Annotated in this window: 26 protein-coding genes and 1 pseudogene; 18 read left to right on the forward strand and 9 right to left on the reverse strand. The window is 70.1% G+C overall.

What is annotated here, in order from left to right; genetic code table 11:
- Positions 1–12: 12 nt before the first annotated feature.
- Both AB0M73_RS18070 and AB0M73_RS18075 read left to right on the forward strand, forming a co-directional pair.
- Positions 13–2,826, forward strand: coding sequence for a vitamin B12-dependent ribonucleotide reductase (locus tag AB0M73_RS18070; protein ID WP_363891810.1), 2,814 nt, complete (start codon positions 13–15; stop codon positions 2,824–2,826).
- A gap of 249 nt (positions 2,827–3,075) precedes the next feature.
- Positions 3,076–4,047 (forward strand): Fic family protein, encoded by a 972-nt coding sequence (locus tag AB0M73_RS18075; protein ID WP_363891739.1) that lies wholly within the window; start codon positions 3,076–3,078, stop codon positions 4,045–4,047.
- A 39-nt stretch (positions 4,048–4,086) separates the two neighbouring features.
- Here AB0M73_RS18075 and AB0M73_RS18080 read toward each other — a convergent pair whose 3' ends face one another.
- The gene (locus tag AB0M73_RS18080; RefSeq protein ID WP_363891740.1) at positions 4,087–4,815 is read right to left on the reverse strand and encodes a GNAT family N-acetyltransferase; all 729 of its coding nucleotides are present in this window, start codon (positions 4,813–4,815) and stop codon (positions 4,087–4,089) included.
- 10 nt (positions 4,816–4,825) lie between these two features.
- On the reverse strand, positions 4,826–5,290 hold the full coding sequence (locus AB0M73_RS18085; RefSeq protein WP_363891741.1) for a cupin domain-containing protein: 465 nt from the start codon (positions 5,288–5,290) through the stop codon (positions 4,826–4,828).
- A gap of 68 nt (positions 5,291–5,358) precedes the next feature.
- Between AB0M73_RS18085 and AB0M73_RS18090 the strand changes: the two genes are divergently transcribed.
- Genes AB0M73_RS18090 through AB0M73_RS18100 form a run of 3 tightly spaced genes read left to right on the forward strand, consistent with a single transcriptional unit; the run spans position 5,359 to position 7,987 of the window.
- On the forward strand, positions 5,359–5,841 hold the full coding sequence (locus tag AB0M73_RS18090; RefSeq protein WP_043723714.1) for a MarR family transcriptional regulator: 483 nt from the start codon (positions 5,359–5,361) through the stop codon (positions 5,839–5,841).
- A 39-nt stretch (positions 5,842–5,880) separates the two neighbouring features.
- Complete coding sequence (locus tag AB0M73_RS18095) at positions 5,881–6,867, forward strand: ADP-ribosylglycohydrolase family protein (protein ID WP_363891742.1); 987 nt, start codon at positions 5,881–5,883, stop codon at positions 6,865–6,867.
- 4 nt (positions 6,868–6,871) lie between these two features.
- Positions 6,872–7,987: an aminoglycoside phosphotransferase family protein gene (locus AB0M73_RS18100; protein WP_363891743.1), complete on the forward strand. Its 1,116-nt coding sequence runs from the start codon at positions 6,872–6,874 to the stop codon at positions 7,985–7,987.
- Here AB0M73_RS18100 and AB0M73_RS18105 read toward each other — a convergent pair.
- Positions 7,984–8,706, reverse strand: a complete 723-nt coding sequence (locus AB0M73_RS18105) for an oxidoreductase (RefSeq protein WP_363891744.1) — start codon at positions 8,704–8,706, stop codon at positions 7,984–7,986. The two genes, AB0M73_RS18100 and AB0M73_RS18105, sit on opposite strands and share 4 nt — an antisense overlap.
- A 69-nt stretch (positions 8,707–8,775) precedes the next feature.
- Positions 8,776–9,630, reverse strand: a complete 855-nt coding sequence (locus AB0M73_RS18110; protein ID WP_363891745.1) for a LysR family transcriptional regulator — start codon at positions 9,628–9,630, stop codon at positions 8,776–8,778.
- Positions 9,631–9,681: 51 nt separating this feature from the next.
- Here AB0M73_RS18110 and AB0M73_RS18115 point away from each other — a divergent pair, with 51 nt between their 5' ends.
- Positions 9,682–10,116 (forward strand): Rrf2 family transcriptional regulator, encoded by a 435-nt coding sequence (locus tag AB0M73_RS18115; protein ID WP_363891746.1) that lies wholly within the window; start codon positions 9,682–9,684, stop codon positions 10,114–10,116.
- A gap of 59 nt (positions 10,117–10,175) precedes the next feature.
- Here the strand turns inward: AB0M73_RS18115 and AB0M73_RS18120 are convergent, their stop codons facing one another.
- Positions 10,176–11,168, reverse strand: a complete 993-nt coding sequence (locus AB0M73_RS18120) for a glutathione S-transferase C-terminal domain-containing protein (protein WP_363891747.1) — start codon at positions 11,166–11,168, stop codon at positions 10,176–10,178.
- A 73-nt stretch (positions 11,169–11,241) separates the two neighbouring features.
- Positions 11,242–12,222: an aldo/keto reductase gene (locus AB0M73_RS18125; RefSeq protein WP_363891748.1), complete on the reverse strand. Its 981-nt coding sequence runs from the start codon at positions 12,220–12,222 to the stop codon at positions 11,242–11,244.
- Positions 12,223–12,355: 133 nt separating this feature from the next.
- On the opposite strand from AB0M73_RS18125, the pseudogene AB0M73_RS18130 reads away from it, so the two are divergent.
- The 3 genes and pseudogenes from AB0M73_RS18130 to AB0M73_RS18140 form a co-directional block, all read left to right on the forward strand.
- Positions 12,356–12,547, forward strand: a pseudogene (locus AB0M73_RS18130) (LysR substrate-binding domain-containing protein); the annotation flags it as partial.
- Between the two features lie 158 nt (positions 12,548–12,705).
- The gene (locus AB0M73_RS18135) at positions 12,706–13,356 is read left to right on the forward strand and encodes an aldehyde dehydrogenase family protein (RefSeq protein ID WP_363891749.1); all 651 of its coding nucleotides are present in this window, start codon (positions 12,706–12,708) and stop codon (positions 13,354–13,356) included.
- Positions 13,320–13,457: a hypothetical protein gene (locus tag AB0M73_RS18140; RefSeq protein ID WP_363891750.1), complete on the forward strand. Its 138-nt coding sequence runs from the start codon at positions 13,320–13,322 to the stop codon at positions 13,455–13,457. The genes AB0M73_RS18135 and AB0M73_RS18140 overlap by 37 nt, the downstream gene beginning before the upstream one ends.
- Here the strand turns inward: AB0M73_RS18140 and AB0M73_RS18145 are convergent.
- Complete coding sequence (locus AB0M73_RS18145; RefSeq protein ID WP_363891751.1) at positions 13,443–13,817, reverse strand: DUF4267 domain-containing protein; 375 nt, start codon at positions 13,815–13,817, stop codon at positions 13,443–13,445. The two genes, AB0M73_RS18140 and AB0M73_RS18145, sit on opposite strands and share 15 nt — an antisense overlap.
- 95 nt (positions 13,818–13,912) lie before the next feature.
- Here AB0M73_RS18145 and AB0M73_RS18150 point away from each other — a divergent pair, with 95 nt between their 5' ends.
- The 7 genes from AB0M73_RS18150 (at position 13,913) to AB0M73_RS18180 (ending at position 19,086) form a co-directional block, all read left to right on the forward strand.
- Positions 13,913–14,491, forward strand: coding sequence for a TetR/AcrR family transcriptional regulator (locus AB0M73_RS18150; protein ID WP_363891752.1), 579 nt, complete (start codon positions 13,913–13,915; stop codon positions 14,489–14,491).
- A 167-nt stretch (positions 14,492–14,658) separates the two neighbouring features.
- The gene (locus AB0M73_RS18155) at positions 14,659–15,411 is read left to right on the forward strand and encodes an NAD(P)H-binding protein (RefSeq protein WP_363891753.1); all 753 of its coding nucleotides are present in this window, start codon (positions 14,659–14,661) and stop codon (positions 15,409–15,411) included.
- Positions 15,412–15,522: 111 nt separating this feature from the next.
- Entirely contained in the window at positions 15,523–15,735 is a 213-nt protein-coding gene (locus tag AB0M73_RS18160; protein ID WP_043723743.1) for a hypothetical protein, read from the forward strand.
- The gene (locus AB0M73_RS18165) at positions 15,732–16,595 is read left to right on the forward strand and encodes an ADP-ribosylglycohydrolase family protein (protein ID WP_363891754.1); all 864 of its coding nucleotides are present in this window, start codon (positions 15,732–15,734) and stop codon (positions 16,593–16,595) included. The genes AB0M73_RS18160 and AB0M73_RS18165 overlap by 4 nt, the downstream gene beginning before the upstream one ends.
- Positions 16,596–16,718: 123 nt before the next feature.
- Positions 16,719–17,789, forward strand: a complete 1,071-nt coding sequence (locus tag AB0M73_RS18170) for a macrolide family glycosyltransferase (RefSeq protein ID WP_363891755.1) — start codon at positions 16,719–16,721, stop codon at positions 17,787–17,789.
- Entirely contained in the window at positions 17,790–18,278 is a 489-nt protein-coding gene (locus AB0M73_RS18175) for a GNAT family N-acetyltransferase (RefSeq protein ID WP_363891756.1), read from the forward strand. It begins immediately after the preceding gene.
- A 10-nt stretch (positions 18,279–18,288) separates the two neighbouring features.
- On the forward strand, positions 18,289–19,086 hold the full coding sequence (locus AB0M73_RS18180) for a helix-turn-helix transcriptional regulator (protein ID WP_363891757.1): 798 nt from the start codon (positions 18,289–18,291) through the stop codon (positions 19,084–19,086).
- On the opposite strand, the gene AB0M73_RS18185 is transcribed toward AB0M73_RS18180, so the two are convergent.
- Positions 19,070–20,074 carry a DUF2293 domain-containing protein gene (locus AB0M73_RS18185; RefSeq protein ID WP_363891758.1) on the reverse strand — a complete coding sequence of 335 codons (1,005 nt, stop codon included), beginning with the start codon at positions 20,072–20,074 and terminating at the stop codon, positions 19,070–19,072. The genes AB0M73_RS18180 and AB0M73_RS18185 overlap by 17 nt on opposite strands.
- 24 nt (positions 20,075–20,098) lie before the next feature.
- Here AB0M73_RS18185 and nudC point away from each other — a divergent pair, with 24 nt between their 5' ends.
- Entirely contained in the window at positions 20,099–20,893 is a 795-nt protein-coding gene (nudC, locus tag AB0M73_RS18190; protein ID WP_363891759.1) for an NAD(+) diphosphatase, read from the forward strand.
- A 58-nt stretch (positions 20,894–20,951) separates the two neighbouring features.
- Positions 20,952–21,380, forward strand: coding sequence for a CBS domain-containing protein (locus tag AB0M73_RS18195; protein ID WP_043723748.1), 429 nt, complete (start codon positions 20,952–20,954; stop codon positions 21,378–21,380).
- Positions 21,381–21,461: 81 nt separating this feature from the next.
- Here the strand turns inward: AB0M73_RS18195 and AB0M73_RS18200 are convergent, their stop codons facing one another.
- Positions 21,462–23,675, reverse strand: a complete 2,214-nt coding sequence (locus AB0M73_RS18200; protein ID WP_363891760.1) for a hypothetical protein — start codon at positions 23,673–23,675, stop codon at positions 21,462–21,464.
- Positions 23,676–23,726: the final 51 nt, after the last annotated feature.

A 23,726-nucleotide genomic window follows, 5' to 3' on the forward strand; every position in this document is an offset into this window, starting at 1 on the left:
CTCGGGACGGCCATGTTGACGCGCACGAAAACAGAACGAGAGGGAACGGTCATGACGAAGGCCGTCAGCAAGACGGGGTTGAACGTGCAGCGGGTCTACACGACCGAGGGCGTGCATCCCTACGACGAGGTGACCTGGGAGCACCGCGACGTCGTCATGACGAACTGGCGCGACGGCTCGGTCAACTTCGAGCAGCGTGGCGTCGAGTTCCCCGACTTCTGGTCGGTCAACGCCACGAACATCGTGACCAGCAAGTACTTCCGCGGCGCCGTCGGCTCCGACGTGCGCGAGCGCAGCCTGCGCCAGCTCATCGACCGAGTGGTGCTCACGTACGTGAAGGCCGGCGTCGAGCACGGCTACTTCGCCGACGGCAAGGCCGCCGAGATCTTCGAGCACGAGCTGACCTGGATGCTGCTGCACCAGGTGTTCAGCTTCAACTCGCCGGTGTGGTTCAACGTCGGCACCGCCTCGCCGCAGCAGGTCAGCGCCTGCTTCATCCTGGCCGTGGACGACACCATGGAGTCGATCCTCAACTGGTACCGGGAAGAGGGTCTGATCTTCAAGGGCGGCTCGGGCGCCGGCCTGAACCTGTCTCGCATCCGGTCCTCCAAGGAGCTGCTGTCCTCGGGCGGCACCGCCTCGGGCCCGGTCTCCTTCATGCGCGGCGCCGACGCGTCCGCCGGCACCATCAAGTCGGGCGGCGCCACCCGCCGCGCCGCCAAGATGGTCGTGCTCGACGTCGACCACCCCGACGTCGAGGAGTTCATCGAGACCAAGGCGCGCGAGGAGAACAAGGTCCGCGCGCTGCGCGACGCCGGCTTCGACATGGACCTGGGCGGCAAGGACATCGTGTCCGTGCAGTACCAGAACGCCAACAACTCGGTGCGCGTCTCCGACGAGTTCATGCACGCCGTCGAGTCCGGCGGCCAGTTCGGGCTGCGCTCGCGGCAGACCGGCGAGGTCATCGAGAGCGTCGACGCCAAGTCGCTGTTCGGCAAGCTGTCGCAGGCCGCCTGGTCGTGCGCCGACCCGGGCATCCAGTACGACGGCACCATCAACGACTGGCACACCTGCCCCGAGTCGGGCCGGATCACCGCGTCCAACCCGTGCAGCGAGTACATGCACCTGGACAACTCCAGCTGCAACCTGGCGTCGCTGAACCTGATGAAGTTCCTGCGCGAGGACGGCGCCTTCGACGCGCCGCTGTTCGCCAAGGCCGTCGAGGTCGTCATCACCGCGATGGACATCTCCATCTGCTTCGCGGACTTCCCGACCGAGCCGATCGCCGACACCACCCGCAAGTTCCGCCAGCTGGGCATCGGCTACGCCAACCTGGGCGCGCTGCTGATGGCCACCGGCCACGCCTACGACTCCGAAGGCGGCCGCGCGCTGGCCGCCGCCATCACCTCGCTGATGAGCGGCACCGCCTACCGCCGCTCCGCCGAGCTGGCCGGCGTCGTCGGCGCGTACGAGGGGTACAAGCAGAACGCCGAGGCGCACCAGCGGGTCATGCGCAAGCACGCCGCCGCCAACGACCTCGTCCGCACGTACCACGCCAACGACATCGCCGTCCAGAAGCTGGCCACCACCGAGTGGCAGCGCGGCCTCGAGATCGGCGCCCGCAACGGCTGGCGCAACGCGCAGGCCAGCGTGCTCGCGCCCACCGGCACCATCGGCCTGATGATGGACTGCGACACCACCGGCATCGAGCCCGACCTCGCCCTGGTCAAGTTCAAGAAGCTGGTCGGCGGCGGCTCCATGCAGATCGTCAACCAGACCGTGCCGCGCGCGCTCAAGGCCCTGGGCTACCAGCAGGAGCAGATCGAGGCCATCGTCGAGTTCATCGGCGAGCACGGGCACGTCATCGACGCCCCCGGCCTGCGCCAGGAGCACTACGAGGTCTTCGACTGCGCCATGGGCGAGCGCTCCATCGCGCCCATGGGCCACGTCCGCATGATGGCCGCCGTGCAGCCGTTCATCTCCGGCGCCATCTCCAAGACCGTCAACATGCCCGAGACCGCGACCGTCGAAGAGGTCGAGGAGATCTACTTCCAGGGTTGGAAGCTCGGTCTCAAGGCCCTGGCCATCTACCGCGACAACTGCAAGGTCGGGCAGCCCCTGTCCGCCGGCAAGGGCGGCTCCTCGTCCTCCGACGCCAAGGCCACGGAGACGGTGATCGAGTACCGCCCCGTGCGCAAGCGCCTGCCCAAGAAGCGCCCGTCGCAGACCGTGTCGTTCACCGTCGGCGGCGCCGAGGGCTACCTGCACGCCGGCTCCTACCCCGACGACGGCCTCGGCGAGATCTTCATCAAGCTGGGCAAGCAGGGCTCCACCCTGGCCGGTGTCATGGACGCCTTCTCCATGTCCATCTCCGTCGGCCTGCAGTACGGGATCCCGCTGGAGTTCTACGTCTCCAAGTTCCAGAACCAGCGCTTCGAGCCCAACGGCATGACCGACGACCCCGACGTGCGCATCGCCACCAGCGTCGTCGACTACCTGTTCCGTCGTCTCGCCCTGGACTACCTGCCGTACGAGAAGCGGTCCGAGCTCGGCATCTTCACCGCCGACGAGCGCACCGCCCAGGTCAGCGCCGACTACGGCCAGGTCGACCTGGAGGCCCTCCAGGTCGGCGTCGAGGCCCCGACCACCGCCGCGGTCGAGCCCGCCAAGCCCCGCGGCGAGGCCCACAGCTCCACCGAGCTCGTCGAGCTCACCCTCGGCAAGGCCGCCGACGCCCCCCTGTGCATGACCTGCGGCACCAAGATGCGCCCCGCCGGCTCCTGCTACGTCTGCGAGGGCTGCGGCAGCACCTCCGGCTGCAGCTGAGTAGAACAACCCGCAGGTCGGGGCGTGGGTGGCGAGCGATTGTGCCACCCACGCCCCGGCCGCGGTGACGACCGGTGACCATCACGTCATCCACCTCATCGGGTGGATGACGTGATGGCAGGTACTGCACGCTCCGCAAAGTTGATAAGTTCAATTAGGTATTCATTGGATGTATCAACTTTGGGGTGTGTTGTGGTTGGCAGGGGGCGTCCTAGCCGCGCCAGCGTCTATGAGCGGCTTGACCGGGCGATGGCTGAGCTCAACCAACGTTACGGCGGACTGCCGAACCCCAAGGAAGCCCAGGCCATCTGGGACGACATCTGGCACCAGGAAGCCCACCACTCGACCGCGCTTGAGGGCAACACGCTTGTCCTGCGTGAAGTCGAGGCGCTGCTCGACTCCGGCCGTGCTGTCGGAGCCAAGTCGCTGCGGGAGTACAACGAGGTCCGCGGTTACGCGGACGCGGCCAAGTGGGTCTACGGCCAGGCTCTGGAGCCGGCGGAGTGGCACGACGGCAGGCTGTTGACGATCGGTGAGGTCCGGCAGGTCCATCACACGGCGATGACCCCGGTGTGGGACATCGCTCCGCATCAGGATGCGACCGGCCGTGAAGGGCCCGGCAACTTTCGAGAGCACGACATCCAGCCGTTCTCGGCGGGTATGAAGCCACCGTCGTGGCCGCTTGTCGCGGCGCAGAGCCAGCAGTGGGTCGACGACGTGTGCGTCGCGGGCCGACGGATTCACTCGGGTGAAGACCTCGGTCGTCCGCTGGTGGAGGAGCTTGCCCGACTGCACAACACCTTCGAACGGATACACCCGTTCATCGACGGCAACGGCCGTGCGGGACGGTTGATCCTGAATCTCGTCCTGGTCAGGCTGGGTTACCCGCCAGTGGTCATCTTCAAGCGCCAGCGTGACATGTACCTGACGGCGATGCAGCGTGCTGACGCCGGCGACTACGGTGCGCTGGGGGAATTGATCGCCCGTGCGATGTACGACAATCTCAACCGTTTCATCGTGCCCAATGTTGCCGGCCCTGCGCGGTTGGTGCCGCTGGCGGCGTTGGTGGACGAGGAGTTCTCGTTGGCGGCACTGCGGCAAGCGGCACAGCGAGGCCGGCTGGACGCGGTTCAGGGAGTGGACGGCGTCTGGCGCAGTTCACGCAAGGCCGTCGACGCCTATCGACTGAACAAGCACCAACGACGTCGAGGGCGCGAATAGAAGCGACGTCCACCGCCTGCCCTCGGCGCGGCGGTCGGCTCAGTGGTGCTGCATCCAGAGGTTGGTTTCCTCGTAGTGGCCCCGGTCGAGCGTGCGGTCGATGTGGACGAGGTCCAGGGCGCCGGGGACGACGTAGGAGCTGGTCTGAGGGAAGGCCATGGCGGTCCACTTCTCCCATTCGGCAACGGTTCCCGTGACGACCATGGAGCGGGGCGCGGGGGCGAGGATGGTGGCGCCGAGGCGTTGGTGGGTGCGGATCCACGGGTCGAGGTGGAGGCCGTCGGGGCGGAGCCAGGTGAGGAAGTCGGCCATGGGGGTCAAGGGGTAGCCGGCCTTGAGGGTGGGGCGCACGGGGACGATCACGCGGGGGAGGCCGGCCTGGGCGGCGCGGTCGCGTAGGGCGGTAAGGGCCATGGCGGCGAGGCCCCGGCCGAGGTGGGACGGGTGGACGGTGGCGGACATGATGCACAGGGTGTCGGCGGGGACGCCGGCGTGGTGCTCGGTGACGGACTGGACGACGGCGCCGTCGTAGCCGGCGGGGAGGGTGGCGACGGAGCCGTTCCAGCGGAGGGCGACGGCGGCGGCGTTGGCGAGGACCTGGTCGTTGTCGACGAGAAGCACGTCGTACTGCGGGAAGCACGCCTCGAAGGCGTCGCGGTACTCGATGGAGACGGGATCGTGCAGGGCGAAGGTGGGCCAGGCCGCGCGGAGAGGGGCCATGGCGTCGCCGGTGAGGTCGAGACGGTCGCGGGTGGTGACGATCTGCACCGAGGGGAGTCTAGGCGCGGACCTGTTGCCAGAGCGGGCTTTCGACGAAGTGGTTGTCGAAGCGGTCCTGGGTGGCCAGGAGTTCACGGGGGTCGGCCTGTCCTTTGAGGACACGGTCGCCGAGGCGGAAGTAGTCGAGCCGGTCGAGCATGCCGGGGGCGAAGAGGATCAGCACGTCGGCGGACGAGGCGACGGCGCCGAAGGCATGGGGCATGAGTCGGGGCACGACAAGGAAGTCGCCGGTGTCGAGGGTGACGACGCGGTCGCCGGCCAACGCCTGGAGGGAGCCGGAGAGCATGAAGAAGATCTCGGCGGAGCCGCGGTGGAAGTGCGGCGGCGGACCGTCGACGCCGGCGGCGAGGGTGGTGCGGCTGGCGCTGACGGCGCCGTCGGTGTCCCGGCCGTCGGCGAGCAGGCGGATCATCGCGTGGTCGGTGCCCAGCACCTCGGCTTCAGCGCCGCGAACGAGTGTCATGCGGTCAGGATAGTTCGCCGGAGGATAATTCGCCAGAGAACTATCGTCTGGTGAACTAGGATGGCCGGGTGGACGACGCGATCGACGGGATCCTGGAGCAGTGGCGGCGCGAGCGGCCGGACCTGGACCTCTCGGCGCTCGGGGTGTTCGGCCGGATCATGCAGCTCTCGGCCGGCCTGACGGCGTTCATGGAGCGGTGGTGCGCGGCCCACGGCATGCGAGCGGGCGAGTTCGACGTGCTGACGGCGCTGCGCCGCGCGGGCCCGGCGATGCCGTCGGATCTGGCCGACGCGCTGATGATGTCCCGCTCCGGCATGACCAAGCGCCTGGACGGCCTGGAGGCCACCGGCCTGGTGGAGCGCACGCTGGATCCGGCCGACCGCCGCAGTTTTGTCGTGGCGCTGACCGAACGCGGGCGGGAGTTGATCGACGAGGCCCTGACCGAGCATGCCGCCAACATGCAGCGGATGGCCGCCGTCCTGTCGGTCAGGGAACGGGCGGCGATGGAGAAGTCGCTCCGCGCGCTGCTCGCCGCCGACGACGCCGGGTGACGAGGAAATACCGGTTGGCCGGGGTGTGAGAATCAGGGTGTGAAAGCGACGGGAAGCCTGTTCGGCCTGGCCTACGGGGACGCGATGGGGGCGCCGACGGAGTTTCTGTCGGTGGCGGAGATCGTGCGGAGGTACGGGGAGCGGGGCCCGCTGGAGCTGGTGGGGGATCCGGCGCTGATCACGGACGACACCCAGATGACGCTGGCGGTGGCGAGGGCGATGCCGGCGAAAGGCCCGCTGGAGCCGGGAGCGCTGGAGAAGGCGCTGCGGGAGCAGTTCGTGGAGTGGGTGGACAGCCCGGAGAACAACCGAGCGCCGGGCATGACGTGCCTGCGGGCGTGCGAACTCCTGGCCTCGGGCCTGGCGTGGCGCAAGGCGACGGGGGAGACGTCGAAGGGCTGCGGCGCGAACATGAGGGTGGCGCCGATGGGGCTGATGCCGGGCCTCGGCGAGGTGGAGAGAGCGGCCGCGGCGCAGTTCCAGGCGGCGCTGACGCACGGGCATCCGACGGCGTTGGCGGCGAGTGATCTGACGGCCTTCGCGATTCACTGGCTGCGTAACGGAATGCGGCCGGCGGAGCTGCCGGATGCGTTGCGGGAGCGGTGTTTCGAGCAGCGGACGGTGTATCACGGGGACTGGCTGGCCGACCTGTGGGCGCGGCCGGGGGTGGACAGCCCGACGGACTTCATCGCCCGCGGATGGGATGAGTGCCTGGAGGCGGTGGACGCACTGAAGGCCGCCCTTGCAGCGCCGGACCGTGACGAGGATCCGTGCCTGCGCACGGGAGAGGGCTGGATCGCCGAGGAGGCGCTGGCGACGGCGGTGCACTGCTTCCTGCTGTTCCCGGACGAGCCGGTGGACATGCTGGCCCGGGCGGCGACGACTGCGGGCGACTCGGACTCGATCGCCTGCCTGGCCGGGGCGTTCATGGGTGCCGCGCACGGCTTCGAGTGCTGGCCGGCGGAATGGTCGCAGCGCATCGAGCACGCGGACGAGCCGGCCCGCTTCGGCCGGGATTGGGACTGATCTGATGGGACGCACGGTCACGCTGGCGCTGGTGACGCCGGACGGGACGCCGCTGGGGACGACGCGGCCGTACGAGGTGGAACCGCAGTGGTGGCAAGAAGTGGCGCCGGTGGTGGCGGGGGCCCGTAAGGAGTTCGGCATCGAGGTGACGGTGCTGAGGCTGGTGGCGGCGGAAAGGCCGCAGCCGCACGGGGGAGCGGTGACGTACCTGGCGGAGTACGACGGCCCGCTGCTGGAATTGGGGCCGCTACAGGAAAACTGGTTGACGCCGCATCCGCTGCGGATGACGTGGGCGCAACCCGGTGGGCCGGCGGCGTCGCTGCGTTGGGCGGGAGTGGGAACCGGTGTGCAGCAACGGACCTGGAACCTGTCGTCGGTGTGGCGACTGGACGGGGCGTGGCTGAAGGAAGTGCCGCCGTTCCTGCGGCAGGAGCCGATCGTGCTGGCCTGGCTGGGGAAACGGGTGCCGACGCTGGTGCCGGGCCTGCTCAAGGCGGACGCCGGCCGGATGCTGCTGGCGGACGTGCCGGGCACGGATCGCTACGACGCGGAGCCGGAGGAAATCGCCGCCATGATGGAGGATCTGTTCGAGATCCAGTCGATGGCGGTCGAGCATGTGGACGAGCTGGCCGGTCTGGGAGTGCCGGACTGGCGGACGGATCCGTTCATCGAGCGCGTGACGCAAGCAGCCGACAAGTACGCGGATCAGTTGACCACGCACGAGCGGGACGAGCTGGGCAAGCTGGTGGCGGGCCTGCCGGAGCGGTTCGGGAACCTGGCCGACTGCGGCATTCCGGACAGCCTGGTGCACGGCGACTTCCACCCGGGCAACGTCCGATCGGACGGCGTGCGCAGGGTGATCCTGGACTGGACCGACAGCGTCATCGGCCACCCGGCGCTGGACGCCCGCGACGAGCCGAAGCTCAACGCGCGCTGGTGTTCCCTGTGGCGCCAACGGATTCCGGGCTGTGAGCCGGAGCGGGCGCTCGAACTCAAGCGCCCGCTCGGAAGCCTGCGCGGGGCGGCGGTGTACGACGCGTTCCTGCAAGGCATCGAGCCTTCGGAACGGCCGTACCACGCCGCCGATCCGCTCGACTGCCTGCGCGCGGCCATCGGCTAGCGGTACGGGAACTCGCCGCCGTCCACGGTGAAGCGCTGGCCGGTGATCCACTCGGCCCGCTCGGACACCAGGAACGTCACCAGGTTGGCGATGTCGGCCGGCGCGCCGGTGCGCCCGACGGGGGCGATCGAGCCGCCGGCCGACATCTCGTCGCGGGCGCGGTCGCCGCCGGGGGTGGCGATATTGCCGGGTGAAATGGCGTTGACGGTGATGCCGAAGGGCGCGACCTCGATGGCCAGGCCCCGGCTGTAGGTGTCCAAGGCGCCCTTGGCGGCGGCGTAATGGAGCAGCGGGCCGATCGGCGCGAAGGCGACGACCGACGAGATGTGCACGATGGAACCCGATCGCTGTTCCTTCATCTGCGGCAGAACCAGGGAATTCAGCCGAACCGATGAAAGGAAGTTGATGTCGAGCGAATCCTGCCATTCCTCGTCGGGGATGGTGGTCGCGCCCCCGGGAAACGCCCGGCCGGCGCCGGCGTTGTTGATCAGGATGTCGATGCCGCCGAGCTCCTGGTTGGCCGCCGCCACCAGGGCGGCCGCACCCTGCTGGGTGCGCACGTCGGCCTCGACGAAGGCGGCTCCCTCCGGCACGGTCGCGGTGGCCGACCGGGCCGTGGTGAGCACCTTCGCGCCGGCGTCGAGTAGTTGACGGACAATGTCCGCGCCGATGCCACGGCTGCCGCCGGTAACGAGTGCGCGCTTTCCTTGGATTGTCATGTCATCGACGTTAGGAGCCGTTTGATGGCGGGTCAAAGACGGGAAGTTGCTGCCTCCTATAGGTGTTGGCTATACCGCGAGAAGATGCCTGAGCAATGCCGCCTCGGCGGGCCCGGGATTCGCGCGAACGGTGGCGAAAAGCGGTCGGGAGAGCGCCGGGTCCAGGGGCCGCGTCAGGTGCCGGCAGGCCTCCGGCACGGCGGCCTCGGGCACGATCGCCACCCCGAGGCCCCAAGCGGCCAGGCGCAGCGCGGAGTCGACGCTGGGCGCCCTTGCGGCAGTCGTGACGGTGACGCCGGCGTCTTTGATCGCCCGGGTGACGATCTCGTCCATGGTGCTGCCGTGCGCGTACTGCACCCACGGGTCGCCGGCGAGGTCGGCCATGCGCAGGCGTGAGGACGCCAGCAGCGGGTGACTGTGTCCGAGGGCGACCACGAGCCGTTCTTCGTCGACCAGGTGCGGCACGCACGGGCAGTTCGGCGCGGTGTGGCTGACCAGCCCGAGGTCGAGGGTGCCGGCACGGGCCAGGCGTTCGATGTCGGCCTCGTCGTGCACGGTGACCTCGACGCCGGGGAATTCCCGCCGGAAAGCGGCGAGCGCCCGGGGCATGCGGTCGAACCCCAGCCCGAGTTCGACGGCGACCGTCAGCTCGCCGGTGAGCTCCGCCGCGCCGGCCAGGGCCGCCGCGCGGGCGCGCCGCGAAGCCGTGACGGCGATCTCGGCCTCGCGGAGGAAGGCCCGCCCGACCACCGTCGGCACCAGCCCCTGCGGCGTGCGGGCGAACAGGTCCACGCCCAGTTCGCGCTCCAGGCTGCGGATCTGTTGGGACACCGACGGTTGGGCCACCCGCAGGCGCTCGGCCGCCGCCGTCACCGAGCCCTCCTCGGCGATGGCGAGTGCGTACTCGTACTGGCGCAGGCTCATCGGGTCCTCCAGGGTTTGCCCGCGCCAAATGTAACAGATATGGTTACGACTGTGACCGCCAACAGCAGGCTGACCATCGCCGCGCACGCGCTGGTCTGGATGGATCTCCACCAGCGGCTCGGGGCCACGCTGTCCACGTCCGAGCAGGTCGCGGAAAGCGTCAACACCAACCCGGTGGTCATCCGCCGCCTGGTCAGCCAGCTCCGCGCCGCCGGCCTGGTCGAGTCCCGGCGCGGCGCCGGCGCGGGCTGGCGCCTGGCCCGGCCGCTGGCGGAGATCACCCTGCTGGACGTCTACACGGCGATCGAGCCGGGACCGCTGTTCGCCCTGCACAAGGCCACGCCGAACCAGGGCTGCCCGGTCGGCGCGGGCATCCGGCCGGCCATGGAGCGGGTGTACGGCGGCGTCGAGGAGACGCTCCGTCGGGAACTGGCCGCGACGACGCTGGCTGACGTCTCCCGCGACGTCCTGGCCGACCGGTTTTGAAGCCGTGAAGGGGGCTTTCCCACACTCCGAGTGGAGGAAAGCCCCCTTCCCAACCACAATCAGGCCGCTGCGGGACCGTTGGCCGGGGGCACGACCTCGGCGGGCAGGGGCGGGCCGGGAGGGGTGCCGTCGCCGAAGGGGCGGCCGCCGAGGTCGGCGCGGCCGTGCGGGGTGAGCCAGTTGCGGAGGTCGGGGCCGGCGGGGACGATGCCGGTGGGGTTGATGTTGCGGTGCACTTCGTAGTAGTGCTGCTTGATCTGCACGAAGTCGATGGTGTCGCCGAAACCGGGGGTCTGGAACAGGTCCCGGGTGTAGGCCCACAGCACGGGCATCTCGTCGAGCTTGCTGCGGTTGCACTTGAAGTGCCCGTGGTAGACGGCGTCGAAGCGGACCAGGGTGGTGAACAGGCGGACGTCGGCCTCGGTGATGGTGTCGCCGACGAGGTAGCGCTGCCCGGCCAGGCGGTCGCTGAGCCAGTCGAGGCGGTCGAACAGCCGCCGGTAGGCCTTGTCGTACGCGTCCTGGTCGCTGGAGAAGCCGGCCCGGTAGACGCCGTTGTTGACGTCCCGGTAGACGACGTCGTTGACCTCGTCGATCTCGGCCCGCAGCTCGGCCGGGTACAGCACCGGCGCGCCGGCGCGGTGGAAAGCCGTCCACTCCAGGGAGAGGTCGATGCTCATCTGGGCGAAGTCGTTGGTGACGACCTCGCCGGTGGGCACGTCCACGATGGCCGGCACGGTGATGCCGCGCTCGTAGCCGGGGAACCGCTTGAAGTAGGCGTCCTGGATCCGCTCGATGCCCAGCACGGGATCCACGCCACCGGGATCGAGGTCGAACGTCCAGCTGCGCTCGTCGTGCACGGGCCCGCAGATGCCCATGGACAGCACGTCCTCCAGCCCGAGCAGGCGGCGCACGATGATCAGGCGATTGGCCCACGGGCAGGCCCGTGCGACCACGAGCCGGTAACGCCCCGGCTCGACGGGGTAGCCGTCCCGGCCGTCGGCGGTGATCCGGGTGGTGATGTACCGCGAGTCGCGGCTGAACTCGGCCATGGATCCATTATGGGTTGCCCGGAAGGCCAGGTGCTGGGACCTGGCCGTCCGAGCCGACACAGTCGGGCAGCGGTCAGAACCCCGAAGCGGGGCGGGCGGTGTAGTGCTCCTCCAGCCGCTGCACCTCGTCGGCGCTGAGCTTGAGGTCGACGGCGGCGACGGCGTCGGTGAGGTGGTGCGGCTTGGTGGTGCCGACGATCGGCGCGGTGACGGCGGGCTTGCCCATCATCCACGCCAGCGCCACCTGGGCCCGGTTCACGCCGCGCTCCTCGGCGATGGCCCCGACCGCGTCGATGATGGCCTTGTCGGCCTCGGCGGTCTTGTCGTAGAGGATCTTGGTGAAGCCGTCGGTGTCGCTGCGGGCGGTGCCGTCGGCGTCGGCCGGCCTGGTCAGCCGGCCGCGGGCCAGCGGGCTCCAGGGGATGACGCCGACGCCCTGGTCCAGGCAGTACGGCAACATCTCCCGCTCCTCCTCGCGCTGGAGCAGGTTGTACTGGTTCTGCATCGACACGAACCGGGTCCAGCCGTGGAGATCGGCGGCGTGCTGCATCTGCGCGAACTGCCAGGTCCACATCGAGGACGCGCCGAGGTAGCGGGCCTTGCCGGCCTTCACCACGTCGTGCAGCGCCTCCATGGTCTCCTCGATCGGCACGTCGGCGTCGTACCGGTGGATCTGGTAGAGGTCGATGTACTCGGTGCCCAGACGGCGCAGGCTGGCGTCGACCTGGGCGAAGATCGCGGCGCGGGACAGGCCGACGCCCTTGGGGCCGGGGCCCATCATCCCGCGGACCTTGGTGGCGATGACCACCTCGTCCCGCTTCGCGAACTCCTTGAGCAGCTGTCCGGTGATCTCCTCGCTGGCGCCCAGGCTGTAGACGTTGGCGGTGTCGAAGGTGGTCACGCCGGACTCGATGGCCTGCTTGAAGTACGGCCGCGACTCGTCGACGCCGAATGACCACCTGTGGGTGCCGGCGCCCGGATCGCCGAAGCTCATGCAGCCCAGCACGACCTTGGACACCGACAGCCCGCTCTTGCCCAACCGGAGGTATTCCATGCCGGCGACGCTACTCCCCTGGAGTAGCACCAGGACCCGGTCACACGCCACGCTGAGCCGTGCTGTTGCGTCAGTTGGAATACCTGGTCGCGCTCGCCCGTGAGCGCACTTCGCCCGGGCGGCCGCGCTGACCGTGGCGCCGCTGCCGACCACGTCGTTCCGTCGACGGCACCCGCATGCCCGGATCACGCTGGAGTCGTTGCCGTCACGGGAGATCACGCGCCGGCCGGCGGAGTTCGAGCTGGACATCGCGATGACCTATGTGGACAGTGGCGAACCCGGAAACATGGCGATTCCCCTTTACCGGGAACGATATCTGCTGCTGACGTCCAATGACGGCAAGCGTACGCGCTGTGGCTTCGTGCCAGTGGTCCAGTGTGATCTTCCACGCGTGGCTGTACATGTCCGGCGTGCCGCAAGGGATGCCGGCCCGGGCCGTGGTGGAGATCGCCCGGGAACGTTCCACCGGATACCCGAGCGCCGATGCAGGGACGACCTGCCGCTGGCGTCCGGACCGTCTTCGAGGCGTACGCCGACATGGCCGCCATGTTCCCGTTCGTCGAGCACGACGTGCCCCGTCCGACCGGTGGCGGCGGGGTGGGGGCCTGCTTGCAGGAGGCGGTGGGTGTGGTCGCGGCGATCGTGCCGTGGAACGGCCCGGGCCTGACCGGCGCGTATAAGACGAGCCCGGCCCTGCTGGCCGGCTGCACCGTGGTGCTCAAGATGCCGCGCTGGTCCGCGATCCGCGGGTGGACAACGTCAGCTTCACCGGCTCCAACGCCATCGGCCGCGTGGACCGGCCGCGGCAGGAGGAGCTGGTCGGGGTGCTGGCCTGGTCACCGGCGGCGGCCGGCCGGGCTGGACCGGGGCTTCTACTTTGATCCGACGGTGTTCGCCGACGTCGACAACCGCTCGGTGATCGCCCAGGAGGAGATCTTCGGGCCCGTGCTGTGCGTGATTCCCGCCGACGGCGAGGACGACGCCGTGGCCAAGGCCAACCGTGTACGGGCTCAACGCCTCCGTCTACACCAACGACGTGGACCGGGCCTACGCCGTCGCGCGGCGGCTGCGCTCCGGCAACCGTCGGTCACAACGGCGTGCGCACCGACGCCACGATCTCCTTCGGCGAGGTGAAGCAGTCCGGCATCGGCCGCGAAGGCGGCACCGAATGGCTGCGGCCGTTCCTGGAGAGCAAGACGGTTTTGCTCGACGCCGCACCCTCAGCCGAGCAGTAACAGCGCGGCGGCCACGGCGGCGACCACCACGGCGGTGGAGAAGTGCACGCTGAACGCCACGGCCTTGGATCCCTTGTGGCGCAGGATGATGAGCCAGTCCCCGAGGGGCACGATGGCCGAGACCAGCAGATACCAGCCCATGACGTGCGGGCCGGCGGTGGCCAGCAGGACCAGGATCGCGACGCCCATGCCCACGTCCCGGATGCCCTTGATGTTCAGCCACGCGGCGAGCGTGCCCTCGGGCCATTCCGGCAGGCCGAAGCCCTTGGCGTTGGTCACCGGGGCAAGCAGGTAGCCGGCGCCCATGCCGATGACGGCGACACCGAGGACTGCGGCCAGCACGACGATTGCGGTGTACATAGGGGTGATCCTCTCGGGAATCTAGCGTTGCTAGGTTTCGTAGCAACGCTAGCAGGAGCTGCGCTAGGAAAGCTAGCGGTGCTAGAATTTCTAGCGTGACTAGCGAACCGGGCAGGCGTGAGCGGGTGAAGGCCGAGCGGCGGGAGCTGATCCTGCGCGTGGCCAGGGAGATGGCCGAGGCCGAAGGCTGGGACGCGGTGACCACGCGTCGGCTGTCGGAGCGGATCGAGTACAGCCAGCCGGTGCTGTACAGCCACTTCGCCAACAAGGACGCCATCATCGCCGCCGTCGCCGAGCAGGGCGTCGCCGAGCTGTCCGTGGCCATCGAGAAGGCCCGCCGCGCCCATGTCGAGCCGTACCCGCTGCTCCGCGCCGTCGCCGACGCCTATCTCGGCTTCGCCGAGGCCAACCCGGCGCTCTACGACGCCATGTTCACCCTCGATGTCGGCCTTCGTTTCGCCCGCCCCGACTCGCCACCCGTGCTGCGCGAGGCCTTCGGCCAGTTCGTCGCGGCCTTCGAGGCGGTGATCGAGGACCCGGCCGTGATCGGCACCTTCACCGAGGTCGGCTGGGCCGCCCTGCACGGCCTGGCCACCCTGACCCGCGCCGGCCGCCTCGCCGACGGCCAGCACGACGCCCGCGTCGACCTGCTGGTCCAGCGGCTGCTGGCCTGAACGGGGCCGGATGCGTTGTCCCGGCGGGGCCGGTGGCTCTGGCCTGCATCGATCGTCTGTCCGACGGCTCCGCTCGATGCGTGGGGCCGGGGTGCTGTGCCCGTGCGGCCGGGCGCTGGCAGGCTGGGGCGGTCGGTGAGGCAGCCGGGTGTCAGGGAGCCGTGGTCATGAGAGGCAAGATCGTCGTCACGGGCGGCACGGGGCGGCTGGGGCAGGTGGTGGTCGAGCGGCTGGCGGAGCGGGGCGCGGAGGTGCAGTCGATCAGCCGGCGCAACACGACGGTGTCGGTGGACCTGCGCAAGGGCACGAACATCGACCAGGCGGTCGCGGGGGCGAGGGCGATCGTGCACTGCGCGACCACGAACGGCCGGGGCGACGTGGAGGCCACGCGGAACCTGATCGAGGCGGCGAAGCGGGCGGGTGGGCCGCACCTGGTGTACATCTCGATCGTGGGCGTCGAGGGCGTGCCGATGCCGTACTACCGGGCGAAGCTGGCGGCGGAGCGGGAGATCGCGGAATCGGGACTGCCGTGGACGACCCTGCGCGCGACGCAGTTCCACGACCTGGTGGCGCAGATCCTGGGCCTGGCCGCGCGGCTGCCGGTGATGCCGCTGCCGACGGGCTTCCGGTTCCAGCCGATCGACACGGGCGACGTCGCGGATCGGCTAGCGGCGCTAGCGGCGGGGCCGCCGCGGGGGCGGGTGGCGGACATGGGTGGCCCGCAGATCCTGGACGTGCGGCAGTTGGCCGGTCTCTACCTGATGCGCGCGGGCAAGCGTCGGCCGCTGGTCTCGGTGCCGGTGCCGGGGGCCGTCGCCCGGGGTTATCGGGAGGGCCGCCACCTGGCTCCGGACCACGCGGTGGGCCGACGCACGTTCGAGGAGTTCCTCGCCGGCTGGGCGCCCGGCCCGGTGGGATGAAAACCAGGTGCCGCGGAGCGGTTTCGGCTGGTACCGTCAACGGCATGATCTTCTGAGCGCGCTATCGCGACTTCTGCCCTAGCTTCGTGACGAACCCTCAGGAGGACACTCATGCCCGAGCAGCATGCCGACCAGAACCCGACGGCCGAGCCGGCCGTCGACGCAGCCGCCGACGACCAGGCCGACGCGCGCCCCAACCGGGCGGAGCGCCGCAGCAAGGGCAAGGCGGCGAACAAGACGAACGGCGTCTCGTACAACCCGCACATCAAGACGGCGAGCACCGGCCACCAGCGCCAGTACTCCAACCGCCGCAGCGGGGGATGAGCAGGCTCGATCTCGCCCGTGACGCCCTGGCCGGCCTGTCGGTCGGGGACGCCCTGGGCGCGCAGTACTTCGTTCCCGGCAACGCCCTGCCGCGCATACCGGCAGGGCGCTGGGAGTGGACCGACGACACCGAGATGGCCTGCACGGTGTTCACGGAACTGCGGGATCGCGGCGAGATCGACCAGGACGAGCTGGCAGGCCTGTTCGCGGACCGGTGCGAGCCGTACCGGGGCTACGGCCCGGGCGCGGTGGTGATCCTGCACCGGATCCGCGACGGCGTGCCGTGGCCGACGGCGGCCGGGGCGGCCTTCGGCGGCACGGGATCCTGCGGCAACGGCGGGGCGATGCGGATCGCCCCGCTGGGCGCCTTCTACGCGGACGATCCGGACCGGGTGGTCGAGCAGGCCACGAGGGCGTGCCAGGTGACGCACATGCACCCGGAAGGGGTCGCGGGCGGCGTCGCGGTGGCCCTGGCGTCGGCCTATACGGGCGCGTGCCGGCTGTCCGAGGTGCGGCCGACGGCGCCGGAGCTGTTCGACTCCGTGCTGGATCGCCTGCCGGACAGCGAGGTTCGCCGCCGGGTGGAGCGGGCCCGGCAGCTGCTGGGCCGGTCGGCGGCCGAGGTGGCGTTCGAACTCGGCAACGGCTCGCGCGTGCTGGCCCAGGACACCGTGCCGTTCACGCTGTGGGCGGCGGCGACCCATGTCCACGACTACCGCCGGGCCGTGTTGACGTGTGTCGAGGTCGGCGGCGACATCGACACGACCAGCGCCATCGTCGGCGGCATCGTCGCCCTGGTCGCGGACGTGCCCGAGGAGTGGCTGGCGGCGCGAGAGCCGTTGCCGGACTGGGTGTCCTGAAAATCGCTGGCGTCGACGGCTAGGCTGGGGCCATGTACTGCTTCGGAACCCTGCCGCTCTACCACTGAGTGCCGAGTGGATCTCGTCCGCCCACTCGTCTGACAACTCAGCAGGAGTTCTGCCGTGCACATCTCGTTCATGGCCGTGCCCGAACACGGCCACATCAACCCGGGCCTGCCGCTGGTGACCGAACTGGTCGCGCGCGGGCACCGGGTCAGCTACGCCACCACCGACCAGTTCGCCGACGCCGTCAAGCAGGCGGGGGCGACGCCGCTGCTGCACACCACGACGTTCCCGGAGCGCATGCCGGAGGACGGCGACGCCGGCACGCGCATGTTCGTCACCGAGTACCACGCCGTCACGCCGCAGATCGAGCGGCTCTACGCCGACGACCGGCCGGACGTCATCGTGTGCGACATCGGCGCCTTCCAGGGGCCGGTGCTGGCCGACCGCTGGGGCATCCCGGTGGTGCAGCTGTCGGCCAGCTACATCGCGATTCCCGGCTCCAAGGCCGACGACTTCGCCGCGTACGTCAAGGAGTACGGGTTTCCGGAGGAGTTGCTGACGCCGAGGCCGTGCCTGGTGGCGATGCCGCGGTCGTTCCAGTTCGACGCGCCGACGGTCGACGGCGCCTTCACGTTCGTGGGGCCGATGGGCTCGCCGGAGATGTGGTCGAAGCCGGACGACCGGCCGGTGCTGTTGATCTCGCTGGGGTCGGCCTACACCGACCGGCCGGACTTCTTCCGTGACTGCCTGACCGCGTTCGCGGACAACGGCTGGCACGTGGAGATGTCCGTCGGGCGGTTCACCGACCCGGCCGATCTCGGCCCGCTGCCGGAGAATTTCGTTGTGCGGCAATGGGTTCCGCAGGCGTCGATTCTCACGGCGGCCAGTGCCTTCATCACGCACGCCGGCATGGGCGGTGTCATGGAGGCGCTCGCTCACGGGGTGCCGCTGATCGCCGTGCCCCAGGCGGTCGACCAGTTGCTGACCGGGCCGCGGATAGAGGAACTTGGGCTGGGGCGGCACATTCCGCGTGATGAGGTGACCGTCGACCAGCTCCGGCAGGCGTTGCACGAGGTCAGCACGGACAGTGGAATTGCCGCCAACCTGGAGAAGATCCAACGGGAAATCGTTGACAGCGGTGGAGTCCACCGGGCCGCGGATCTCGTGGAGTCCCAAGTGGAGGGTTAAGTGATCGAGGTGCGGGTGGCCGAGGCCGGCGAGCTGGCCGGTCTCGTGGCCGTCGAGGACGCGGCCGACCAGCTGTTCCAGGCCTACGGGATCACCTTCCCGCCGAGCCCGGACATCGACCAGGTCGCCGCGCCCGAGGACGTGCTGGTCATCGGCCGGCCCGCGCGGGGCTTCGCCTACGTGGGCCCGGTCGACGACGGCCTCCACCTGCACCAACTGGCCGTGCACCCGGATCACGGGTGGCGAGGCCTGGGTACCGCCCTGCTGGCGGCCGTCATGCGACGCGCCGCCGGCAGGGCGGTCACGCTCACCACGTTCCGCCACATCCCCTGGAACGAGCCCTGGTACCGCGACCGCGGCTTCACCGAGGTCACCAACCCGGGTCCGGAGCTCCAACGCATCGTCGAAGAGGAGCAGTGGCTGTCCGACCTGGGGGAACGCGTGACCCTTACGTGCAAGGTAATGGTCTCGCCGACCTCGCCTGGGTAACGTCGCCGGCATGACGACGGCGGAGATCAGGCAACGGCCGGTCGGCGAGCTGCTGCGGCAGTGGCGGGAGCAGCGCCGGCTGAGCCAGCTGGAGCTGTCGAACCAGGCCGAGGTGTCGACCCGGCACCTCAGCTTCCTGGAGACCGGCCGCTCGACGCCGAGCCGGGATATGGTGCTGCATCTGGCCGACCGCCTGGACGTGCCGCTGCGGGAGCGGAACACGCTGCTGGTGGCGGCCGGCTATGCCCCGGTGTACACGAGGACGTCGCTGGACGCGCCGGAGCTGGCCCAGGTCAAACTGGCGATCCGACAGATCCTGACCGGCCACGACCCGTACCCGGCGGTGGTGGTCGACCGCTACTGGAACCTGTTGGACGGCAACAGCAGCGGGGCGGTGCTGACGGCCGGCGCGGCGCCGCACCTGATGGGGCCGGCGACGAACGTGCTGAAGCTGGCGCTGCACCCCGACGGCATGGCGCCGCGCATCGTGAATCTCGGCGAGTGGCGGGCGCACCTGCTCGGCCAGCTGCGCCGTCAGCTCGACGCGGTCGCGGATCCGGAGCTGATCGCGCTGTACCAGGAGCTGAAGTCGTATCCGTGCGACGACGAGGAGCCGGACATCGAGCTGATGCCCGGCCCGAACAACCTGATCGTGCCACTGCGCATTCGCCACGGGGACCAGGTGCTGTCCTTCTTCAGCACCATCGCCACCTTCGGCACGCCGCTGGACGTGACGGTGGCCGAGCTGGTGATCGAGTCGTTCTTCCCGGCCGACGAGCTGACCAGGGCGGTCATGACCAGCTTGTGAGCACCGCGTCGATGCGTTCCCAGATCCGGTCGCGGGCCTCCTGGCGCGGCACGCCCTTCATCAGCAGGGCGTCGTAGTCGGTGTCCAGGTGGCGTACGGAAGCGACGACGGCGTGCCGGACGGCCCGCTCGTCGAGGGCGCGCCCGGCGGCCGAGCGCCCGACCCGGCCGCTGCCCCGCACGGCGGCGTGCCGGGCGACGGCCTCGGCCCGCTCGGCCGGGATCTTCGGGAACAGCAGCCGGATCTCGACGGCGAACTGCCCCATGAACTTCTCGTCCAGCACCTCGCGGCGCTCCGCGTCCTTGACCCGCCGCCGGGCCCGCAGCTCCTCGTCGTCGAAGCACTGCTGCTCGGCCCGGTCGAGCGCGTCCGGCTCGACGAGGATGCCCAGCCGCCAGATCCGGTTGCGGCGCTTGGCATCCGGCCGGACCACGATCGCCGCCAGGCCGCTCTCCTTGCGGGCCCGGCGGCTCAGTGTCGCGTTGCCGGCCTTGAGGAACACCAGGTGGTCCAGGTCGGCGCAGCCCATGCAGATCGCCGACTGGCTGTCCATCATCATGAACCGGTCGTGCGCGCGGCACTCCTCGCACTCGAACTCGTCCTTGGCCTCCAGCACAACAAGGTCCGGCACCTTCTCGTCGGCCGCCGGCCGCGCGTCGGCGCGCGCGAACTGGAGGTGCACCCACGTGATGTCGCGGTCGGCGGTGAAGCGCAGCGGGCGGCGGTCGCGGGTGGCCGAGACGTGCGGGGTGGTGGTCCGGCGGAACCGCAGACGGTCCCAGAGATTGAAGGCCTCGGCGGCTTCGAGCACCTTGTCGTCGGTCACGGACATGGCCTTGGTCAACGGGTCGAGCTCGCCCCGTCGCCAGCTGTCCACGTTCTTCTGGTGCACCCAGCCGAGTTCGACCAGCACCTCCACGAAGGACACCCGGCCCTTGCGGCCGATGACCGTCTCCGCGATGGTGCCCACTCGCGTGCTCAACTCCATGGCACTGACCATACGATCGGCCCCGTGATCCCTTACAGCGGGCTGCGTCTCGACCGCGCCCACGACCGCCGCGCCGACCCGGACTGGATCGCCGCGCGGCGGGAAGACGCCCGGTTGCTGCCGTTCTGGCGGGACAGGTACGCGCCCGACAGCGAGCCCCACGGCGAGGAGGTGTTCCTCGGCCTCGACGGCGAGCGGGGCGTGTTCGCGGTGGAGCTGGCCGAGGAGCCCGCGTCCACGGTGGACGTGCGGTCGCTGTTCGGGGAGCTCGCCGCCCAGGAGTCGGCGATGCTTGTGTACGCCAAGGCGCTGCTGCACTGGAGCCGCAACCAGCGGTTCTGCGGCGCGTGCGGCGGCGAGACCCGGCCCCGGCACGGCGGCAACGTCCGAGACTGCCTCGGTTGCGGCAAGGAGCTGTTCCCCCGCCTGGAGCCGGCGGTGATCGTGCTTGTCGAGCACGAGGGCCGCGCGCTGTTCGGGCGGCACCAGCGATCGGACCGGTTCTCCACCTTGGCCGGCTTCGTCGACCTCGGCGAGAGCCTGGAGGACGCCGTGCGCCGCGAGGTGGCCGAGGAGGCGGGTGTGGCCGTCGGCGATGTCCGGTATGTCGGCTCGCAGCCGTGGCCGTTCCCGGCCGGGCTGATGATCGCCTTCCGGGCCGAGGCGCTGTCCGAAGCCATCGACGTCGACGGGGACGAGCTGGCCGAGGCCCGCTGGCTCACCCGTGAGCAGGTGCGGGAGGAGCACATGCCCCGGATGAAGGACTCGATCGGAGCCCACTTGATCGAAACATGGCTCTCGACCCCGCGCGCTTTGTGACCTGTCCCACTAACCTGGGCGATTCAGGCAGCCCCTGCGCCGAACGGAGGCGAGCACGATGCGGATCGCGGACGTCCTGCGGAGCAAAGGGTCGAGCGTGGCAACCGTGCCACCGTGGACCACGGTCACCGAGCTGGTGGCCGAACTGGCCAAACACAACATCGGCGCGGTGGTCGTGCTGACGCCCGAGGGGGTGGCCGGCATCGTCTCCGAACGCGACGTGGTCCGGCAGCTCGCCGAGCGTGGCGCGGCCGTGCTGGACCGCCCGGTGTCGGAGATCATGACCACCTCGGTGTTCTCCTGCACCTCGGAGGACACCGTCGAGACCCTGTCGGTGCTCATGACCGAGCGCCGCATCCGGCACGTGCCGGTGGTGGACAACGGGAAGCTGGCCGGCATCGTCAGCATCGGCGACGTGGTCAAGCGCCAGATCAGCAAGCTCCAGGAGGAACAGGCCCAGCTGGAGCAGTACATCATCCAGGGCTGACGCCCCCGGCTTGATGCAGGGAAGGACGCCTTACCCTCGTTGAACGAGGGTAAGGCGTCCTTCCCTGCATGGGGGTGGCCGTCAGCGCTGGCGGGCGAAGGTCTGGGTGTCGCTGCCGGTCAGGGCGGTGATCGAGTTGAGGCCGGGGACCTGCGCGGGGGTGTCGGCCTCGCCGCCGACGGTGCCGTTGCCGAGCTGGCCGAAGGTGTTGTCGCCCCAGGTCCAGGCGGTGTCGTCGCCGCGAACCGTGCCCGGAACGTGGGTGGCGAGCGTGAAGGCCGGGCCGATGGTGGCCGGCACGGGCGTGGCCTGGAGCTCGAAGCCGTGAGTGCCGTTGCCGAGCTGGCCGGCATCGTTGCGACCCCACGACAACAACCCGCCGTTGCTGGCCATCAGCGCATGTGTGCCCGAGATCGAGCCGATGTTGGTCAGGCCGGGGATCGCCACGGGCTCGTAGGCGGGACCGTCCGTGGCAACGCCGGTGTGGTAGGCCTTGGCGTCCGGGCCCCACGCGGACACCGAGAAGTCGGCCAGCAGCGCGAAGGCGGTGTCGCCGGAGCCGGTGGCGTCCATGGGGGCGACGGAGATCTGCCGGATACCGGACAGGCCGTGCACCTGCACCGGGGTCGTGGCGGGAACGTCGTTGGCGGTGCCGATACCCAGCTCGCCGCCGAGGTTGCTGCCCCACGCCCATACGGTGCCGTCGTTGCGCAGGGCGTAGTGCGTGGCGTCGCCGCCGGCGATTGCGGTGATGCCGCTCAGGCCCGGCACCTGCCGCAGCGACGTGCCGATCTGCCACACGGTGCCGTCGAAGCGGAGCGCGAAGCCGCCGTGCCGGCCGGCGACCACGGCTTCGACGTTGCTCAGGCCCGGCACCCGCACCGGCACATCCGAGTAGCAGTCGACATCGGCCGCCGGGCCGCTCAGCGAGCAGCTGGCGCCGTTGCCGAGCTGGCCGAAGCCGTTGCCGCCCCACGCCCACACGGTGCCGTCGCCGCGCAGCGCCAGGGTCGAGCCGCCGTTGCTGTCGATGGCGGTGACGTGGTCCAGGCCGAAGACCGGCGCGGGTGTCGGGGACGGCGCCGTGATGTTGCGGCGGGTGCCGAGGTAGCCGGAACCCCAGCCGTAGACGCAACCCTGGGTGCAGGTGAACGGCGGCGCGAAGTAGGCGAAGACGTCCACGATCACGTCGGCGGTGCCCCACGCGTTGTACAGGTCGACCTGACCGTCGGCGCTGACGGCCACGGTGGCCGAGTTGGAGACCGTCTGCCCGGGGTTGAGGTTGAGGGTGGAGGCGTTGGGCTTGGGCGTGCCGTGCGGCGCGACGGTGACGAAGGTGCCGCTGGAAGCGTTGGTGCCGGTCAGGTTGAGCACCACGGCGGTCGCGGTCGGCGGGATGACGCCGGACAGGTCGACGGTGCGCGCGCCGGAGCCGACCGGGGTCGAGGTGCGGGTGTCGACGGCGCGGGAGGGGATGACCGTGCTGAACGTGGCGGTCGAGGTCGGGGCGTAGTAGCCGGCGAGGTCGGCGACCAGGTCCACGGAGCCGTTCTTGTTGTACAGGTCGACTTTCCGGTCGGAACTGAGCTGCACGGTGACGCCGTTGGGCGTGTCGAGGCCGGGCACCAGGTTGAGGCTGGAGGTGTTGGGCCTCGGCGCGCCGTGCGGCCACGCGGTGACGAAGGTGCCGGTGGTGGCGTTGGTGCCGGTCAGGTTGAGCACGACCGCCGTGGCGTTGGCCGGCACGCTGTTCGACAGGTCCAGCGTGTACGTCGAGTCGGCGCGGATGGCCCCGATGCCGTTGCGGGTGTCGAGCACCCGGGAGGGGTTCTGCGCGGTGAGGCCGGTCGTCGCGGACGGCGAGTAGTAGCCCTCCAGGTCGACGATGAGCTGCACGGAGCCGAACTTGTTGAACAGGTCGATCTTGTGCCCGGGCCGCAGCTCCACGGTGACGGCGTTGGGGATCGCCCGCCCCGGCACCACGTTCACGTTCGAGGTGATCGGCACCGGCGCACCGTCCGGGTACACGGCGACGAAGGTGTTGCCGGTGGCGTCGACCGCCGTGACGTTCAACAGCACCGCCGTGGCATCGGACGGCACCGCCGCCGACAGGTCCAGCAGCTTCGCCGCGCCGGCCCCCACCGGGCCGCCGCTGTCCCGCGTGTCGAGCACCCGGGTCGGCGTGACGGCCGTGAAACCGTTGCCGGATCCGGCGGTCGCGGCCGAGGCCGTCACCGGTAACGCCAAGCTCGCGCCCACCAACAGCGCGCACGCGAAAGCTGCAGAGATCCGCACGTAGAGCCCCCTAGACGTGAAACGTCCCCGACCTGCGTGCACTGTACGGCG

It is taken from the genome of Kutzneria sp. NPDC051319 (genome assembly GCF_040682195.1).
Lineage (GTDB): Bacteria > Actinomycetota > Actinomycetes > Mycobacteriales > Pseudonocardiaceae > Kutzneria.

Coding starts and splice junctions, on each gene's coding strand:
- AB0M73_RS18135 (WP_363891749.1), top strand. CDS start 12,706: ATGCAGGGACGACCTGCCGCTGGCGTCCGGACCGTCTTCGAGGCGTAC.
- AB0M73_RS18195 (WP_043723748.1), top strand. CDS start 20,952: ATGCGGATCGCGGACGTCCTGCGGAGCAAAGGGTCGAGCGTGGCAACC.
- AB0M73_RS18100 (WP_363891743.1), top strand. CDS start 6,872: ATGGGACGCACGGTCACGCTGGCGCTGGTGACGCCGGACGGGACGCCG.
- AB0M73_RS18110 (WP_363891745.1), bottom strand. CDS start 9,630: ATGAGCCTGCGCCAGTACGAGTACGCACTCGCCATCGCCGAGGAGGGC.
- AB0M73_RS18125 (WP_363891748.1), bottom strand. CDS start 12,222: ATGGAATACCTCCGGTTGGGCAAGAGCGGGCTGTCGGTGTCCAAGGTC.
- AB0M73_RS18155 (WP_363891753.1), top strand. CDS start 14,659: ATGAGAGGCAAGATCGTCGTCACGGGCGGCACGGGGCGGCTGGGGCAG.
- AB0M73_RS18160 (WP_043723743.1), top strand. CDS start 15,523: ATGCCCGAGCAGCATGCCGACCAGAACCCGACGGCCGAGCCGGCCGTC.
- AB0M73_RS18120 (WP_363891747.1), bottom strand. CDS start 11,168: ATGGCCGAGTTCAGCCGCGACTCGCGGTACATCACCACCCGGATCACC.
- AB0M73_RS18070 (WP_363891810.1), top strand. CDS start 13: ATGTTGACGCGCACGAAAACAGAACGAGAGGGAACGGTCATGACGAAG.
- AB0M73_RS18085 (WP_363891741.1), bottom strand. CDS start 5,290: ATGACACTCGTTCGCGGCGCTGAAGCCGAGGTGCTGGGCACCGACCAC.
- AB0M73_RS18105 (WP_363891744.1), bottom strand. CDS start 8,706: ATGACAATCCAAGGAAAGCGCGCACTCGTTACCGGCGGCAGCCGTGGC.
- AB0M73_RS18185 (WP_363891758.1), bottom strand. CDS start 20,074: ATGGAGTTGAGCACGCGAGTGGGCACCATCGCGGAGACGGTCATCGGC.
- AB0M73_RS18165 (WP_363891754.1), top strand. CDS start 15,732: ATGAGCAGGCTCGATCTCGCCCGTGACGCCCTGGCCGGCCTGTCGGTC.
- AB0M73_RS18075 (WP_363891739.1), top strand. CDS start 3,076: ATGGCTGAGCTCAACCAACGTTACGGCGGACTGCCGAACCCCAAGGAA.
- AB0M73_RS18145 (WP_363891751.1), bottom strand. CDS start 13,817: ATGTACACCGCAATCGTCGTGCTGGCCGCAGTCCTCGGTGTCGCCGTC.
- AB0M73_RS18180 (WP_363891757.1), top strand. CDS start 18,289: ATGACGACGGCGGAGATCAGGCAACGGCCGGTCGGCGAGCTGCTGCGG.